Source organism: Streptomyces sp. NPDC092952, assembly GCF_044754785.1.
Taxonomy (GTDB): Bacteria; Actinomycetota; Actinomycetes; order Streptomycetales; family Streptomycetaceae; genus Streptomyces.
Genome location: NZ_JBIVPT010000024.1, coordinates 27,137 through 41,291, shown reverse-complemented (window position 1 = coordinate 41,291; position 14,155 = coordinate 27,137). Strand labels below are relative to the sequence as shown.

10 protein-coding genes are annotated in these 14,155 nt (G+C 74.2%); 6 read left to right on the top strand and 4 right to left on the bottom strand.

Annotation, left to right across the window (positions count from 1 at the left end):
* Positions 1–8: 8 nt before the first annotated feature.
* The 3 genes from ACIQGQ_RS33280 to ACIQGQ_RS33270 are packed head-to-tail and all read left to right on the top strand — an operon-like array spanning position 9 to position 5,842.
* Positions 9–995 (top strand): hypothetical protein, encoded by a 987-nt coding sequence (locus ACIQGQ_RS33280; RefSeq protein ID WP_402403152.1) that lies wholly within the window; start codon positions 9–11, stop codon positions 993–995.
* Between the two features lie 36 nt (positions 996–1,031).
* On the top strand, positions 1,032–2,882 hold the full coding sequence (locus ACIQGQ_RS33275; protein ID WP_402403149.1) for an HSP90 family protein: 1,851 nt from the start codon (positions 1,032–1,034) through the stop codon (positions 2,880–2,882).
* Positions 2,879–5,842, top strand: coding sequence for a tetratricopeptide repeat protein (locus ACIQGQ_RS33270; RefSeq protein WP_402403147.1), 2,964 nt, complete (start codon positions 2,879–2,881; stop codon positions 5,840–5,842). The genes ACIQGQ_RS33275 and ACIQGQ_RS33270 overlap by 4 nt, the downstream gene beginning before the upstream one ends.
* Before the next feature lie 34 nt (positions 5,843–5,876).
* On the opposite strand, the gene ACIQGQ_RS33265 is transcribed toward ACIQGQ_RS33270, so the two are convergent.
* Positions 5,877–6,557 carry a phosphotransferase gene (locus tag ACIQGQ_RS33265; RefSeq protein ID WP_402403145.1) on the bottom strand — a complete coding sequence of 227 codons (681 nt, stop codon included), beginning with the start codon at positions 6,555–6,557 and terminating at the stop codon, positions 5,877–5,879.
* Positions 6,558–6,723: 166 nt separating this feature from the next.
* Between ACIQGQ_RS33265 and ACIQGQ_RS33260 the strand changes: the two genes are divergently transcribed.
* The 3 genes from ACIQGQ_RS33260 (at position 6,724) to ACIQGQ_RS33250 (ending at position 9,486) form a co-directional block, all read left to right on the top strand.
* On the top strand, positions 6,724–8,091 hold the full coding sequence (locus tag ACIQGQ_RS33260; RefSeq protein ID WP_402403142.1) for an alpha-lytic protease prodomain-containing protein: 1,368 nt from the start codon (positions 6,724–6,726) through the stop codon (positions 8,089–8,091).
* Between the two features lie 153 nt (positions 8,092–8,244).
* On the top strand, positions 8,245–9,090 hold the full coding sequence (locus tag ACIQGQ_RS33255) for a carbohydrate-binding protein (protein WP_402403139.1): 846 nt from the start codon (positions 8,245–8,247) through the stop codon (positions 9,088–9,090).
* Positions 9,091–9,273: 183 nt separating this feature from the next.
* Complete coding sequence (locus ACIQGQ_RS33250; protein WP_402403136.1) at positions 9,274–9,486, top strand: hypothetical protein; 213 nt, start codon at positions 9,274–9,276, stop codon at positions 9,484–9,486.
* Here the strand turns inward: ACIQGQ_RS33250 and ACIQGQ_RS33245 are convergent.
* From ACIQGQ_RS33245 to ACIQGQ_RS33235, 3 genes are all read right to left on the bottom strand, one after another.
* Positions 9,449–11,155, bottom strand: a complete 1,707-nt coding sequence (locus ACIQGQ_RS33245; protein WP_402403133.1) for a bifunctional 3'-5' exonuclease/DNA polymerase — start codon at positions 11,153–11,155, stop codon at positions 9,449–9,451. The two genes, ACIQGQ_RS33250 and ACIQGQ_RS33245, sit on opposite strands and share 38 nt — an antisense overlap.
* 90 nt (positions 11,156–11,245) lie before the next feature.
* A complete protein-coding gene (locus tag ACIQGQ_RS33240; protein ID WP_402403130.1) occupies positions 11,246–12,310 on the bottom strand; it encodes a type III polyketide synthase in 1,065 nt (354 codons plus the stop codon).
* Between the two features lie 479 nt (positions 12,311–12,789).
* Positions 12,790–13,995: a cytochrome P450 gene (locus tag ACIQGQ_RS33235; protein WP_402403127.1), complete on the bottom strand. Its 1,206-nt coding sequence runs from the start codon at positions 13,993–13,995 to the stop codon at positions 12,790–12,792.
* Positions 13,996–14,155: the final 160 nt, after the last annotated feature.

The window sequence follows — 14,155 nt, the reverse complement described above, 5'->3', positions numbered from 1 at the left end:
GGTTCTGCATGCTCGGCAGGTTGTTCGGCAGAGGTGGGGCGGGGGCGGAGGCCGATCCGTACGCGTTGCCCGTGCCGTTCCACAAGAGGGCGTCGGTGTACGAGTTGCGGGCGCTCGGGGACCGGCGGGTCCTCGCGCTGGTGGAGGCGGCCGGGGCGGGGGACTGGGCGGCGGTGAAGGCGGCGCTGGCCCCCTTCGACCTGGGCCGGGACCACGCGGTGCTGGGCCAGTTGGCCGAGCTGGCCGGGGTGGAGGAGTGGATCGGCCGGGCCGCCGAGGAGGACGGGGAGCACCGGGCGACGGCTCTGCTGATATCCGGGGCGCGTCAGATCACGTGGGGCTGGGAGGCCCGTACCTCGGCCCGTGCGTCGGACGTATCGCGGGACCAGTGGCGGGTCTTCCACGAGCGGCTGGGCCTCGGCGAGGCCCAGTTGCTGGAGGCCGCCGAGCTGAGGCCGGAGTGGATCACGCCGTGGCGCCAACTGCTCACCTCGGGGCGCGGCATGTCGCTGGGGCCCGTCGTGAACCGGACCCGGCTCGACGCGGCCCTGCGCCGCGACCCGCTCGACCTGGACGTCCACATCGAGTGGATCTCGCAGCTCCAGCCCCGATGGGGCGGTGAACCCGGTCAGGCCCTGGCGTTCGCGCGCGAGGCGTTCGCCCGCGCCCCGCACGGGAGCAGGCTCGGCTGCGCGATCGCGATGGCGCACATCGAGGAGGCGGTCGAGGCGGGGCATGCGAGCAGCATCGAAACCCCGGAGATCCGTGCGGAGTTGAGCATGGCGGCCGAACGCAGCATCCTGCACCCCGACCATGTACGGATCCCCGGGTGGCAGTACGACTTCAACACGTTCGCCATGGCCCTGTCGATGGCGGGCGAGTGGCGCACGGCCCGGCGGGTCTACCAGGTGCTCGACGGCGCCTGCACCACCTGGCCGTGGGAGTACTTCGGCAATCCCCGAAGACAGTACGCCCGCGGCCTGCGCCGGACCTGACCACCTCTCCCCTCTTTCTCCTCCACCGGACTGCCGATGACTCTGCACGACACCCCGGCGACCCCGCCCGGCGCCGATCGCACCTTCCAGGTGGATCTGCGCGGCCTCGTCGACCTCCTCTCCCACCACCTCTACTCCAGCCCCCGCGTCTACCTGCGTGAACTCCTGCAGAACGCGGTGGACGCGCTGACCGCCCGGCAGGGCCTCGCCCCGGCCGCGCCCGCCGGGGCCTTCGGGATCCGGCTGTACGCCGACGGCTCGGTGGTGCGCGTCGAGGACGACGGGGTCGGTCTCAGCGAGGCCGATGTGCACACCTTCCTCGCCACGATCGGCCGCAGCAGCAAGCGCGCCGAGCGGATCGCCGAGCAACGTGCCGACTTCATCGGCCAGTTCGGGATCGGGCTGCTCTCCTGCTTCCTCGTCGCCGACGAGATCCACGTCCTGAGCCGCTCCGCCCGCACCCCCGACGCGCCCGCCGTCGAGTGGCGGGGACGCGGCGACGGCAGCTACACCGTCCGTACGCTGCCCGCCTCCGCCCGGACCCGGCCCGGTACGACCGTCACGCTGACCCCGAGGGCCGACACCGGCGAGTGGACCGGCCCGGAGCGGGTGCACGCGCTGGCCCGGCAGTTCGGCTCCCTGCTGCGCCACCCGGTGACCTTCGACGACGGCTCCGGCGGCCCCGCCGTGCCGGTCAATCCCGAGCCCGCGCCCTGGGAGCGCGCGTATCCCACGCCCGGGGCGCGGTCCCGGGCGCTGGCCGGGTACGGGGAGGAGGTCTTCGGGTTCACCCCGCTGGACACCATCGAGCTGGACCTGCCGGCCGTGGGGCTGAAGGGCATCGCCTGCGTGCTGCCCGAGGCGGTCCCGGCCGGGCGCCGCCACGGCCACCGGGTGCACGTCAAGGGCATGCTGCTGTCCGAGCAGGCCGAGGAGATCCTGCCCGAGTGGGCGTTCTTCGTCCGCTGCGTCGTCGACGCGGAGAGCCTGCGCCCGACGGCCTCCCGCGAGTCCCTGTACGAGGACGACACGCTCGCCGCCGTCCGCGACGCCCTCGCCGAGCGGCTGCGGGCGTGGATCGCCCGGGTCGCCGCCAGCGAGCCGGAGCTGCTCGAACGCTTCCTCCACGCCCACCACCTGGCCGTGAAGTCGCTCGCGGTGCACGACGACGAGATCCTGCGGATGCTGCTGCCCTGGCTGCCGTTCGAGACCACCGACGGGCACACCACGCTCGACGAGTTCGCGCGCACCCACCGCACGGTGCTGGTGACGTCGAGCGTGGAGGAGTTCCGGCAGGTCGCGGCGATCGCCTCGGCCGCCGGGCTCGGCGTGGTCAACGGCGGTTACACGTACGACCGCGAGCTGATCCACCGGCTGCCCGAGATCAGGCCCGGGGCGGTGGTGGCCGACCTCGACCCGGAGACCCTCACCGCCCATCTCGACCCGGTCGACCGGGAGACGGAGCTGGCCGCCACGGCCTACCTCGCCCTGGCCCGGGACGCGCTCGCCGTCTTCGACTGCGACGTCGCCCTGCGCACCTTCCACCCGGCCTCCGCCCCCGCCCTCCTCGTCGACAGCCGCGAGGCCCGGCACGAGCGGACCCGCTCCCGGCTCGCCCGCGAGCAGGAGGGCGGGGTGTGGGGCGACATCCTCGGCGCCCTGCGCCGGGAGGCACCCCGGGCCCAGCTGATCCTCAACCAGCTCAACCCGCTGGTCCGCGCCGCCGTCGCCATCGAGGAGCCCGAACTGGCCCGCACCAGCGCCGAAGCCCTCTACGGGCAGGCCGCGATGCTGTCCCGGCGCCCGCTCCGGCCCGCCGAGTCCAGCCTCATCAACCGCTCCTTCCTCGACCTTCTCGCCCACGCCCTCCGCAAGGACAGCCGATGACGCCGAACACCCCCCGGAACACCGACGAGCTCTACGAGGCGCTGGGGGCGAACGACGAGCGCCCCTACGGCCGCACCCGTACGCTCACCGCCGAGGAACTCGTGGACGCGGCCGAGCGGTTCGAGGAGCCGGCCCCGCTCGTCGACGCGCTCTTCGAGCTCCAGGAGGCGTACACCTACGGCTCCGAGCCCCGGAAGTCGCCCGTCGTCTTCGCCCGGCTGCTCAACCTGTTCGACGAGCAGCCCGACGTCTTCGACGAGCGCCGCCGCCACACGCTGTTCTGGCGGTTCAAGTGGGTGGCCAACGCCCTGCTGGTGCTGCCCGAGGTGCCGCTGACCGGTGTGCGGCAGTGGCTGACGGAGATGCGCGACCGGTACGAGAAGGCCGGGCTGGACCTCCAGCCCTACTACGGCCAGGCGTACCAGCTGGCCGCGCACACCGGTGAGGGCGCCGACCTCGCCTACGAGCTGTGGGCGAGCCGCACCCGCAGCCGGCTCAGCGACTGCGAGGCCTGCGAGATCTGCGAGCAGGCCCGGTACCACCTCGCGGCGGGCGACGACGGGCGGGCCCTGGAGGCCTGGGAGCCCGTCCTGAAGGGGAAGGCGTCCTGCCAGGAGGAGCCGGCCCGCTCCGTCTCGTACGCGCTGCTGCCGCTGGTGCGCTCCGGGCACACCGACCGCGCCCGCGAGCTGCACCTCTCCGGCTACCGCATCTGCCGCCGCAACCCCTCGATGGCCGGGGAGATCGGGCGGCACCTGGAGTTCTGCGCGCTGACCGGCAACGAGAGCCGCGGCCTGGAGCTGCTCGCCGAGAACCGGAACCTGTTCGCCGAGGTGGACTCGCCGCTGGACCTGCTCCAGTTCCTGACCGGGGTGGAGGTGCTGCTCCGGCGCGTCGAGGCGCTCGGCCACGGCGGGCTGCCCGCCGCCGGATACGCGGGCCGGTCCTGGACGGTGGCCGCGCTCCGCGCCGAGGTGGGGGAGCGGGCCGACGAGCTCGCCGCCCGCTTCGACGCCCGTAACGGGACCCCGGCCCACACCGACCGGCGCCGGGCCCGCCTCGACCGGGCCCCGCTCGTCGACGCGCTGGAGCTCACCCTGCGCACCCGAGGCCTCGACGAGGTGGCCCCGGCCGCCGCGCCGGCCGCCCCGGCCCCCGCCGCGCTCCCCGACACCCCGGCCGAACTCGTGCTGCGGGCACGGGAGCTGGACCAGCAGGGGCATCCGGAGGCGCGGGCGTACTGGGCGCGGCTCCGGGCCCTCGCCGCCGCCGGTGACTACACCCACCCCGACGACCCGGCCGTGGGCCCGCTCGCCCGGCTGCGCGCGGACCTGCTGGGCGACGAGGCGGACCGGGCGAACGAGCAGGACGCGTTCGCCGAGGCCACCGCCCTGTACGAGGAGGCGGCCGGGCTGTACGAGGACGCCGGGGAGCCGGGCGCCGCCACGGAGGCCCGCGCCAGTGCGCTGCTCACCGCCGCGGAGAGCGCCGCGGGCGGGGCCGGTGAGGCCGGTGGGGCCGAGGGGGATGAAGAGGACGGCGGGGCCGGGGCGAAGGCCGCCGCGCTGACCGCCGCCCACGCGTCGATGGTGCGGCTCCACGAGGAGGCGTCCGGGCTCGCCCCGTACCAGGAGGCGCGCCTGCTGCGGCTGCGGGCCACCGCGCTCGGCATGCGCCTGCAGGCGTCGGGGAGCGGGGACCACGTGGAGCCGGTCCTCGCCGAGGCCGAGCTGCTGCACGCGTTCGCCACCCGGCACGACATCCCCACCCAGATATCCGGCGCCCTGATGCTGCGGGCCACCACCCACGCCCTCGCCGGTGACCTGCCCGCCGCGGTCGCGGTGCTCGACGGCCACGTCGGCCGGCTGCGGGAGCACGGCCCGGCCTGGCACCTGCCCCGCACGCTCGCCCTGCGAGGCAGGATGCGGCTCGGCCTCGGGGACGTGGAGGAGGCGCGGGAGAGCCTGGCCGAAGCGCTGCGGCTGACCGCCGACTGGCCGGGCGACATGTCCGCGACCGCCCGCATCCACGCGGATCTGGCCGAGGTGGTCATCCGCCTGGGCCGCCCCGACGAGGCGCTGCGCCATCTGACCCGCTCGGCGGAGCTGGAGATGCGCGAGGGCCGCCGGTTCGACGCGTACTGCACGTACAGCGGCGCGGCCGGGCTCTGCCTCGACCTGGGCCGTTTCGAGGACTGCATCGCCCTGCTCGACTCACTGCTGGCCGAGCCGGACATCGCGGCCGGGGAGGTGGACGACCGGCTCGTCGCCCAGCTCCGGCTGACCCGGGCCCGCGCGCTGTACGCGGGCGAGGACCTCAAGGCGGCCACGGAGGAGTTCATCGCCCTCGCGGCCGAGTCGGCCGGCTGGGACGACGATCCGGGCAGCCATGTGATGATCGCGGCGGAGACGGCCGTGGCCCTCGCCGAGTCCGGGGAGGCCGACCGGGCCCGCGAGGCCGTCGACCAGGCGCTCGCCGCCCATGCCCTGGCCCCGCGCTACGAGCGGATCAGCGGCTGCCTGCGCGAGCTCGCCCGGCTGCGGGTCCAGCAGCAGGGCGAGGACGGGCTGCCCGGCGCCCTCGGCCTCCTGGCCGACGCGGGCCGGATCGCCGACGAGGCCCGCGCCGCCGGCTTCGAGGCCCAGGACCGTGCCCTCGACACCGCCCTGGCCTACGAGTACGGCCGGGTCCACGCCCACGCCGGTGCGTACGAGGAGTCCCTGGCGGCGCTGGAGCGGGCCGCCGCGCTGGCCGGCGAACCGGCGGCGGAGGGGGACGAGGCGGAGGAGTGGGCCGAGTGCGTCCGGCTCGCGGCCGCGGTGGAGGGCATCTACCTGGAGCGTACGGACGCGGCCCTCGCCCGCCTCGGCGCGGCCGTGACCCGGCTGACCGGGCTGGGCCGGGCCGAGGACGCCGAGCCGCTGACCTCCCTGGCGGCCCACCTGCGCGGCGAGGAGTAGGCCCCGGCCGACGGATCCGCCCCCGGCGGGCCCGTCAGCCCGTCAGGTCCCGGACCAGGGCCGCCGCCGGTCCGACGAGGGCGCGTTCGTGCGGGCTCATCGTCGGATTGGCGGTGCGGTGGCGGGCGGCTTCGGCGAGGTCGGGGTCGGGGAGGGGGCCGGCGGCGGCGAGACGGGGGGCCAGGGCGCGCAGCAGGCTGCGCGCCGGATCGGCGAGGGGGGACGCGGTGTCCACCGCGACCTGGGCCAGGATCAACGCGGACATCGCGCGGTCCAGGGCCGGGGCGCCCTCCGCCGCGTTGCTCCAGTCGATCACCACCGGCCCCCGGTCCGTCAGCATCACGTTGCCGGGGTGCAGGTCCAGGTGGAGGATCCGGTCCCCGGGGTCCGGGGAGAGCCGGGCCGGGACGGTGTGGAGTTCGGCGAGGAGCCCGGCCAGCAGGGCGCCCGCCTCGTCCGCCGACACCTCGCCGGCCAGCAGCGCGTCCAGCATCGTCGGGCCGGTCAGCCGCTCCAGCACCAGGTCGCCCGGGGGCGTCTTCGCGTCGCGCGGGCCCAGCCGGGGGACCGGGCAGCCGTGCGCGGCGAGGTAGGCCATGACGATCCATTCGGGCGTGGCGTCCATGCCGTCCCGGTAGCGGCGCAGGACCCACTCCCCGTCGAGCGCGTACACATCGGCCGAACGTCCGGCGCCGAGCAGCTCACCTATTCGCATGAGGCGAACCTACGGGCACCGGCGGCGGATTGGGACGGCCGGGGCCGTCCGGAAGGGTCTTCCGGGCGGCCCCATAACGTGAAGTGAGGGGGAGAACGGGATCTCCTGGGGATGACGTGTACGCGGCTACGTTGTCGGCAATTCCCCCGAAGTCAAGGAGAGTTCCGTGGAGAGCTCCACACTCCGCAGACGTGCCCTGGCCGCGTGTACCGCCACCGTGGCCGTCGGGGCGCTCGCGCTGGCCGGCCTGTCCGGCAGCGCGTCCGCCGATCCGGCCCCCCAGCTCCGCACCCCCACCGCCGCGGGGACCGGGCAGCTCTCGCCCGGTCTGCTGGAGGCCATGAAGCGCGATCTGGGCCTGAACGAGGCCCAGGCGCTCAGCCGGATCGGTCACGAGACCCGGGCGGCGGCGATCGCCTCCGCGCTGAAGCACACGCTCGGCGCGGACTTCGCCGGCGCCCGGGTCACCGGTGACGACGCGGCCCTGACCGTGTCCACCACCGACGCCGCCCACGCCGAGGAGATCCGCCTCGCCGGGGCCCGGCCCGTGGTCGTCACGCACAGCCAGGCCGAACTCGACTCCGCCAAGGGTGCGTTGGACCGGGCCGCGCTGCGCGGTGCCCCCTCCGGCGTGCCGGTCTGGTACGTCGACGTAGCGAGCAACCGGGTCGTCGTCGAGGCCGCCGGTGCCAAGGCCGCCAAAGCGTTCCTGGCCGAGGCCGGGGTGTCGCAGAAGCTGGTGACGGTCCACCGGTCCACGGAGCGACCGCGCACGTTCGCCGACCTCCGGGGCGGCGACGCGTACTACATGAACGGTCTGGGCCGGTGCTCCATCGGCTTCCCCGTTAAGCGCGGCACCCAGGGCGGTTTCGTCAGCGCCGGCCACTGCGGTACGCCGGGCGTCACCACCAACGGCTCCAACCAGCAGGCGCAGGGCTCCTTCCAGGGCTCCACCTTCCCGGGCCGCGACTACTCCTGGGTCGCCACCAACACCAACTGGACGCCGCGCCCCCTGGTGAACGGCTACGGCAACGGCGACATCACCGTCACCGGTTCGACCGAGGCCGTGGAGGGCTCGTCGGTCTGCCGCTCCGGCTCGACGACCGGCTGGCACTGCGGGACCGTGCAGCAGCGCAACTCCAGCGTCACGTACCAGGAGGGCACCGTCTCCGGCGTCACCCGCACCAATGTGTGCGCCGAACCCGGTGACTCCGGCGGCTCGTTCATCTCCGGCAGCCAGGCGCAGGGCGTCACCTCCGGCGGCTCCGGCAACTGCTCCCAGGGCGGTACGACGTACTTCCAGCCGGTGAACCCGGCGCTCCAGGCGTACGGGCTGACCCTGATGACCAACGGCACCGGCCCCGACCCGAGCGACCCGCCGACCAACCCGGGCGGCACCTGGAAGGAAGGCACGACGTACGCGGCGGGCGACGTCGTGACGTACGGCTCCGACAGCTACCGCTGCCTCCAGGCGCACCTGGCCCAGCCCGGCTGGACCCCGCCGAACGTGCCGGCCCTCTGGGCCCGCGCCTGAGGGAACCGCTCCGCAGCGAGCACCGGCGGCCCAGGAGGCCGCCCCGGATACCGCGCCCGCCCGGCTACCGCTCCGGCCTCCCGGCCGGGCGGCGCGCACCCCGCACCGCTCCGTGTCATGAACGTGCCCTTCCCCCACCCCGAGGAATCAGCCATGACCCCAGAACCGACCGAGGGCCAGACCCCCGGCGACGGCAAGATCAGCCGCAAGACCCTGCTCAAGGCCGCGCTCGTCGCCGGTACCGTCCCGCTGCTCGCGGGCGGTGGCGTCGCGCTGGCCCGGGACGCGGGCTCCGGCGGCAAGCCGCTGGCCCCGACGCCGAACTGCGACGACGGCGACGGACCGACCCACGACCAGATCGAGGGCCCCTACTTCAAGCCCAACTCCCCGCTCCGCACCAGCCTGATCACCGACAGCACCCCCGGTGTCCGGCTGACCGTGAGCGGCTACGTCTTCGGCCGGGCGTGCCGGCCGATCTCCGGAGTGCTCCTGGACTTCTGGCAGGCCGACACCAACGGCGCCTACGACATGAGCGGATTCGCCTTCCGCGGGCACCAGTTCACCGACCAGTCGGGCGCGTACAGCCTGACCACGATCGTGCCGGGGCTCTACCCGGGGCGCACCCGCCACATCCATGTGAAGGTGCAGGCGCCCGGCTCGTCGATCCTGACGACCCAGCTGTACTTCCCCGGCGAGCCGCGCAACAACACCGACATGCTCTACGACCCGGCGCTGCTGATGAACGTCCGGGACGCGGGCTCGGGCCAGCAGGGGACGTTCGACTTCGTCCTGAACATCGCCCAGAACCCGACCGACCCGCCGACCGACCCCACCGACCCGCCGACCGACCCGCCGGGCTCCACCTGGAAGTCCGGCACGGCCTACAAGGCGGGGGACCGGGTCACCTACAACGGGGTCGCGTACCGCTGCACCCAGGCCCATACGGCCATGGCCGGGTGGGAACCGCCGAACGTCCCCGCGTTGTGGGAACGCGGGTAGGCACGCGGCACGGCGGGCGACCCCGCCCCGCAGGTCCGGGCCGGGTTTCCGCCGGCCCGGACCTTCCGCTGTCCGGTACTCGTCCGAGGGGGGTGGGTGCCGGGCAGCGGAGTAACCTGGACGCGTACGGCTCCCGGTGGGCCGCACCGCTCGGCCTGCGCGTTCGAAGGGGGCCGGAATCGTATGGACACCCTGGTCACCGTCGTGGTCGTTCTCGCGATGATCGCGATCACGGCGTACGTCATCCATCTGCTGAACGCCCGCCACCGCCACCACCATCTGCGCCCGGCGCACTACGACCACGGGCTCGCCGGGTTCGGCGACGCCCCGGGGCCGGGGGGCAGTTCCTCGACGGTGGCTACTTCGCGTCGGAGTAGCGCTCCACCACCGCCGTAGTGAACGGGAAGCGGACGGGGGTCTCGCCGAAGACGGTCCGCCCGGCCAGCTCACCGGCCGCCCGGATCGCCTCCACCACGGCCGCCGCCTCCTCCTGCGGGCAGTGCACGATCACCTCGTCGTGCTGGAAGAAGACCAGCTCGGCGCGGAGCCCGGCGGCGCGGACCGAGCGGCGCAGGGCGGCCAGGAGCAGCAGCGCCCAGTCGGCCGCGCTGCCCTGGACCACGAAGTTGCGGGTGAAGCGGCCCCGCGCGCGGGCGTTCGACGAGGCGTAGCCGGGGGTGAGGCCCGGACCGGAGCCGTCGTCGGAGCCGTCCGGCCCGGCGCCCTCCTGCGGGATGCCGGCCTCCTCGTACTCCCCGCTCCCGGCGGCCGGGGGGCTCGTCCGGCCCAGCCACGTCCGCACCAGGCGGCCCTCCTCCCCGGCCTTCGCGGCGTCGTCGACATAGGCCACGGCCTGCGGGAACCTCCGGCGCAGGGCGGCCAGGTTCTTCAGGCCGTCGCCCGAGGTCTGGCCGTAGACGGCGCCCAGCAGGGCGATCTTGGCGTGGTCCCGGTCGCCCTGGAACGCCCGGTCGGAGAGGGCGGTGTACAGGTCGCCCTCGTGGCCCGCCACCTCCATCAGGCCGCGGTCGCGGGAGATCGCGGCGAGGACCCGGGGCTCCATCTGGTCGGCGTCCGCGACGACCAGGCGCCAGCCGGGGTCGGCGACGACCGCCCGCCGGATCACCTTGGGGATCTGGAGCGCCCCGCCGCCGTTGGTCGTCCAGCGGCCGCTGACCGAGCCGCCCGGCTGGTACTCGGGGCGGAAGCGGCCGTCGCGCACCCAGTCCTGGAGCCAGGACCAGCCGTGCGCCGTCCAGATCCGGTACAGCTTCTTGTACGCGACGAGCGGGGCCACCGCCGGGTGGTCCAGGCCCTCCAGCTCCCAGCGGCGGGTGGACCGGACCGTGATCCCGGCCTGCGCGAAGGCCCGCACCACGTCGGCCGGGAGGTCGGGGCGGACCCGTCTGCCGAAGGCGGCGGACACCTCGTCGGCCAGCTCGGCCAGCCTGCGGGGCTCGCCGCCGCCCGCGTACCGCTCGCCGAGCAGCTCGTGGAGGACCTCGCGGTGGACGTCGGCCCGCCAGGGGAGGCCGGAGCGGTGCATCTCGGCGGCGACCAGCATGGCGGCCGACTCGGCGGCGGTGAGCAGCCGCATCCTGCCGGGGTGCTCGGTGGCGTCGTGGCGGCGGAGCTGGTCGGCGTAGACCTCCAGCAGGGCGTCGAAGGGGAGCGGGGCGGCGGGCCGGGGCTCGAAGAGGGAGGACTGCGCGCCGGGCTCCGCCGGGCGGGGCGGCGGATCGGCCGGCACCGGGGCGCCGTGCAGCCGGGCGTGGGCGGCCGCGGCGGAACGGGGCTCGCCGAGGCGGCCCTCATGGGCCAGGAGCAGGGACTCGGCCACCTCGATGTCGTAGCAGCGGTCCACCGGGACACCGGCGGCGAGCAGCCGGGGGTACACCTCGGCCGTGGAGCGCCAGACCCAGCGGGTGACCTTGGGGCGGGCGCGGACCGCCGCCACCGCGTCGGGCTCGGCGACGACCGGCCCCGCGGGCAGGCCGTCCGGGGCCAGCGGCGCGAGGAGCGCACCGCCGGTCTCCGTCATGGCCAGGGCCCACCGTTCGGTCATGCCTTCGAGTCTGGCACCCGGCACTGACAACACCCGGGGGCCGCGCCCCGTACCGGGTACGGGGCGCGGCCGTCCGTGGACCTCGGGACCTCAGAGCCCCGATTCGGACGCGGAGGTCCAGGTGCCCAGGGAGATCTCGGCGGTGATGCCCGGACCGAACCCGGCCATCAGCCCGCGGTGGCCGTCGAGCGCCGAGGCCTCGTCGAACATCCGGCCGAGGGCGTCGATCACCACGGCGCTGGCGATGTTGCCGTACTCGGTGAGCGTGGCGCGGCTGAAGCGGAACGCCTCGGGCGGCACGTCCAGGAAGTGGCTCAGGTCGTCCAGGATGCGCGGGCCGCCCGCGTGGATGATGTAGAAGTCCATCTTCCCGGCGTTCCACTGGTTCTCCTCGGCGACCGCCTCCAGGGCCGGAGCGAGCGGTTCCATCGTGCCGGGCACCCGCTTGTCGAGCTGGAAGTGGAAGCCGGTGGACCGGACCGCGTAGGAGATCCAGTCCTCGGTGTCCGGGATGATGAACGAACCGTTCCGCTCCAGCCGTACGCCCGTGCCGCCGTTGCCGCGCAGCACGACGGCGGCTATGCCGTCGCCGAACAGCCCGTTGGAGAGCAGGGAGCCGACACCGAGGTCGGTGGGCTGGTAGCAGAGCGAGCAGAACTCGCAGGCCACGATGAGCACATTGGCGTCGGGGTACGCCGTGCAGTAGTCGTGGGCCCGGTTGACGGCGGCGCCGCCCGCGGCGCAGCCGAGCTGGGCGATCGGCAGTTGGCGGGTCTGCGGGCGGAAGCCCATCTCGCCGATGAGCCAGGCGGTCGGCGGCGGCATCATGAAGCCGGTGCAGGAGACGTACACGATCAAGTCGATCTGGTCCGGCTCCAGTTCGGCCTGGTCGAGCGCCTGGCGGACGACCGCGGGCACCCGGGCCTTGGTGTGTTCCTCGTACGTGATGCTGCGGGCGTCGAAGCCGGGGTGCTGGAGCACCTTCTCGATCGGCTGGATCAGGTGCCGCTTCTGTACCCCGGTGTGCTCGATCAGGCGCAGGACCAGGTCGAGCTGCGGGTGGTCGCCGTGCAGCCGTCGGGCCAGCTCAAGGGTTTCCTCGTTGGTGATGACGTGCTCGGGAACCGCGATCGCCGGCTTGCAGAGAACCGCCATGGAACTCCTCCTAGCGGATTTGGTCCACACGGCCGGGCCCGTACGGGGATCAGGGGCGCCGGCGGGCCGGAGGCGGACAGCTCCGCCGCACGCAGGCACCACGGTGTGCTGCGCGGAGAGGGCGGGCTGGTGGTTTCCGGCGCCGGGCGGGTGCTCCTGAGCGCGGGCGCGGACGGGCCGACCGTCGAAGACTTTGTCCCGGGGGCCTCTCCGTCCGGAGGAAGAGACCCGGCCGTTCGTGGGCGGAATTCGGATCCGCCACGGCTTGGGTGGCCGTCGGGATCACGCTACGGCAGGCGGGTGGGCGCCGCACGTCGAGCGATCGTCGACGATCGTTCACCCGGCGCGCGCGGCCCGTGCGGCGCGGGCGGTGGGTACGGCACGGGCACGGGGCGGGTACGGCACGGCCGCGCCCGCCCCGGTTGCCGGTGGCCCGGGGCGGGCGCATCATCGAGCTCGGCCGGTCGGCGGCCCGTCGCTCACCAGGTGACGGGCAGTTCGAGCGGGTAGCGCCAGATCGACGTCCTGTTCCAGCGGATCTCCTCGGCCGGGGCGGCCAGCTTCAGCGCGGGGAACCGCTTCAGCAGCGTCCCGATGGCGACTTCGAGCTCGGTGGCCGCGAGCGGGGCACCGAGGCAGTGGTGCCCGCCCCAGCCGAACGTCATGTTCGACGGCCCCTGCCGCTCCAGGTCGAGCACGTCGGGGTCCTCGAACTTCCGGGGATCGCGGTTGGCGGTCAGATAGGAGACGTGGACGATGTCCCCCTCCTTGATCCGCACCCCGCTCAGCTCCACGTCCTCCAGGGCGACCCGGGGGATGCCGACGCCCTTGCGGAACGGGATGAAGCGCAGCAGCTCGTCCATGGCCTGCGGGAGCATGTCGGGGCGCTCGCGCAGCATGGCCAGCTCGTCGGGCCTGGTCAGCAGCGTGTACGCGATGTTCCCGATCTCGTACGTGGTGGTGTCCTGGCCGGTGATGAGCAGCACCATGGCCATCACCGTCAGCTCCTGGTCGTCCAGGATCTCGTCGCCGTCGCGGGCGGTGGCGAGGGCGCTGATCAGGTCGTCGCCCGGGTTGGCGCGCCGTTCGGCGGTCAGTTCGGCGAAGTAGGCGCGCAGGTCGGCCTTGGCCTGGATGGCGTTGGGCTTGTTCTCGACGGTGGTGTCCATCATGGTCCGCGCGTAGGTGCGCAGCTGGGCCTGCTCGGCCTCCGGGATGTCGAGGACCTCGCAGATGGTGGTCAGCGGCAGCGGGGCGGCCAGGTGCGCGAACAGGTCGGCGGGGGCGCCCTGTTCCTCCATGCGGTCCAGCAGTCCGTCCACCACGTGCTGGGTGCGCACCCGCATGCGCTCCATGTGGCGGGGGGCGAACCCCTTGGAGATCAGGCTGCGCAGCCGGCTGCTGGCCGGCGGGTCCATGACGTTGATCGCCTCGTCCTGGACGATCGGCTCGGGGGTCATGCGCGGGAAGTCCCGGCCGATGATGGCGTGGCGGCTGAACCGCCGGTCGGTGGTCACCGTGCGTACGTCGTCGTAGCCGGTGACGAGCCATGCCTCGCCCTCGCCGTGCGGGAGGCGGATGCGGGAGACGGGCTCCTCGTTCATCAGGTGCCTGAGCACCGGGTCGAATTCGAGGGCCTCGGCGTAGTCGAACGGGCAGAGCCGGGCGCCGGTGGCTGGTTCCATGCGGAGCTCCAGAGGGTCTGGCGGGGTGGTTCGGGTGCGTGGGGTGGGAGGGGCCGGGACGGGGACATGGGTGCCCGGTCCTCGGCCGGGCCACGCGCCGGGCCGGGCCGATTGGTCCATATGCAGAACGGAATCGGTGCCGCCGGTCGCTGGACCGGCG